General features: G+C 73.1%; 3 protein-coding genes. 1 reads left to right on the forward strand and 2 read right to left on the reverse strand.

Translation table 11 applies throughout. From position 1 onward, the window contains the following. Positions 1-138 precede the first annotated feature (138 nt). Complete coding sequence (locus ACFHPP_RS30760) at positions 139-1,848, reverse strand: alpha/beta fold hydrolase (RefSeq protein ID WP_437167030.1); 1,710 nt, start codon at positions 1,846-1,848, stop codon at positions 139-141. Positions 1,849-2,133: 285 nt separating this feature from the next. On the opposite strand from ACFHPP_RS30760, the gene ACFHPP_RS30765 reads away from it, so the two are divergent. Next, positions 2,134-2,433, forward strand: a complete 300-nt coding sequence (locus tag ACFHPP_RS30765) for an SOS response-associated peptidase (RefSeq protein ID WP_437167031.1) — start codon at positions 2,134-2,136, stop codon at positions 2,431-2,433. Here the strand turns inward: ACFHPP_RS30765 and ACFHPP_RS30770 are convergent. Further along, the coding region (locus ACFHPP_RS30770) for a hypothetical protein (protein ID WP_437167032.1) at positions 2,383-2,824 on the reverse strand (442 nt) is incomplete at its 5' end. The genes ACFHPP_RS30765 and ACFHPP_RS30770 overlap by 51 nt on opposite strands.

The following is a 2,824-nucleotide window of genomic DNA, read 5'->3' on the forward strand; positions in this document are numbered from 1 at the left end:
ATCCTCGGCAAACTGGCCAGACTCCCTGCACCTTCCGTTTGAGTCAGTGCACTAGGGCCTGCCCTGGCCGAGCGTGTGACCCGCTCGGGCCTGCGCGTGCATCGCCCGATCGGGGCGGTCCAACCGGCGGGCTGCCTGTCAGGTGAGGCCGGCGCGGGCGGCCAGAGCCGCGGCGGCAGCACGGCTCGGCAGGGCGAGCTTGAGCAGGACGTTGGCTGCCTGCCGCTTTACCGTGTGCTCGCTCACCCCGAGGGTCGCGGCGATGGCCGGGTTGCTCAGCCCACGCGTCATCAGCCTCAGCACCTCGCGCTCGCGCGGGCTTAGTTCCGCAAGGCCCGCGGGCAGCGGCAGTCCCGCGCCGACCGGAGCGGAAGCGGACGCGCCCCCGGCGGTGAGCGCCCGCGCTGTCGCACCTAGCCGCTCCTGCAGATCGTCCCCGGCCAGGGAGAGCAGCGGCAGCCGCGCCCCGCCCACCTCGGCGCCCAGTGGCAGCCGCTGCGGCCGCTCCCGGAAGCGCAGCCCTGAGCCGGCGACGAGGTCGCGCACGGTGCCGGAGACCAGCACCTCGCCCACTTTGGCGAGCGCGGCGATCCGCACCGCCGCGTGCACGGCCACGCCACCGGTAGCGCCCGTCGCTCCGTCGCCTGCAACCGAGGTGCCAGCCTCGGCCACACCCTCCGCGGCAGACAGGGCGACCTCGCCGACGTGCACGCCACAGCGCAGGCCGCAGCCGGCGCCCCCGTCCAGCAGCCGCTCCGCCTCGTCCCGTAGCGCGGCGGCGCAGCGCACCGCGCGGGCCGGGCCGTCGAACAGCGCAAGCAGCGCGCCGTCTCCGCGCACGGCCTCCGGGCCACCGAGGGGCCGCCCGCCGAAGCGTTGCCGCATCTCCTCGGCCGCCGCGCGGAAGGCGGCGAGCCGGCTGCCCCACACCGTGTCGCCCGCACGCCCGGCGGCACGGTCCGCCCCTCCGACCTCCGCGGCCAGCACGCTCGCCAGCACACGCTCGGGGCCGCCAGCGGGTGCGGCGGGATGGGCGCCAGTGACGAAGGCCTCCACCTCGTCCGCGACGCGCTCGACGTCGCCGAGCCAGATCGGGTGCTCCGTACCCGGCACCTCGACCAGGCGCGCACCCGGAATTTGCTCCGCAAGAAGCCGTCCGGCGGCGAGCGGGGTGCGTGTGTCCCCGGCACGGTGAAGGACAAGCGTCGGGACACGGATGGCCGGCAAAGCCGCACGGACGTCAATGACAGCGTTCATCCGCACGAGCTGCGCCGCCATCGCGGGACTGGCGCCGAGCCGCTCATGGCGCGCCCACCAGGCACTGGTGGCGGGGTCGGCGACCAGGGCCGGGGCGAAGTAGCGCAGCAGCAAGCCGGTGCCCCATCGCGCGTCAATCTGGGCGAGGAAGGCCTCCACCCGCTCGGCCGGCACCACGTCGGGGCAGAAGCGCGCGTATGCGCCGTAGAGCACGAGGGCACGGGTCCTCGCCGGGTGGGTGGCGGCGAACAATGCGGCCATGGCGCCGCCCTCCGAGGCGCCGAGGACGACCGCGCGGCCCGAGCCGGCGGCGTCCATGACGGCGCGTACGTCGTCCATACGCTGCTCGAGCGTCGGGACTTCGGCGACTGGGTCGGAGAGACCGGTACCGCGCTTGTCGAACACGATCAGGCGGGAGAATGCGGCGAGGCGGGCGAGCAGGCGCGCGTAGCCCGGGCTTTCCCACTGCAGGTCGAGGTTATTGATGAAGCCGGGGACGTAGACGAGGTCGACCGGTCCCCGGCCAACCACTTGATAGGCTACGCAGACCCCTCCGCTGCGGGCGTAGCGCGTCTCCGGGCGGGCTACCACGGGCGGGTGCCTCCTCCTCCACGCCTCAAATGTGCGACTTGCGGGACGGGCAGCGCAAGCTCCCGCATTCCAAAGACGGACCGGGCGCAGCCCGCATGCGCGGTGTCGGAGACAGTGCCGAAGCCACGAAATGGGTGGGGTGCCGGCCTTCCACCCGGCAGGGCCGCGGCACGCTGCGGTGTGGATGGGCCTACGCCACGCTTGCGACCAGGAGGTTAGGCTGCCCTGCGCCTGCCAAATTCGCGCCTTCAGCCGGCGACTTGGTGGAAGAAGTTCGCGAAGAAGGTGCCTTCGACCTTCAACGCCCGCGCCGAGACGGTGGCGGAGACGCCGATGTTCCGCGACGACTTGAAGCGCCGCCGCTGCATCACCCCGGCGTCCGGCTTCTACGAACGGACCGGCGGGAAGAAGGTCCGCCAGCCGCACCTGTTCACCGCCGCGGACGGTGCGCCCGTGCTGGCGCTTGCCGGCCTTTGGGACCGCTGGCGCGACCCGGCCGCGGCGGAGGAAGTGCTGAGCTGCACCATGATCGTCTCAGGTGCCAGCGCCGGATGGAGGTCTACCACAACCGCATGCCCGTACTGATGGGCCGGCAGCAGCCGCCGCGGCTCGATCCGCCCGCGCCAGCTGCTGCGTGACGTCGGCATCCAAGGCGGCCGCGACACTGTCCAGGGCCGCCAGGCTGCTGGCGTCGCTCGGCACCTCCGAGGGCCAAGCCGCCTCCAGCTCCGGCCCGGGCGGCGGCGCCAGGCGATGGTGATACTCGGCGTCCTCGGCCATGAGGGCGGGATCCTCGCGACGGCTCATATTCTCCCACAGCAGGTCGCGGTCGTCGCGGCCAAGCCCGACCGAGCTTTGCCTGACGGGCAGCCTGAGGTCGCGCTGCGTCAGTGCCGTCATGATGCCGTAGAGGCTGCGCAGGCCGGTGATGGCCATCACCCGCGGGCTGCCGATATGACCCGTCGCATAGGCGGCA

It is taken from the genome of Falsiroseomonas sp. E2-1-a20, from assembly GCF_051433195.1.
In the GTDB taxonomy this organism is placed as follows: Bacteria; Pseudomonadota; Alphaproteobacteria; order Acetobacterales; family Acetobacteraceae; genus Falsiroseomonas.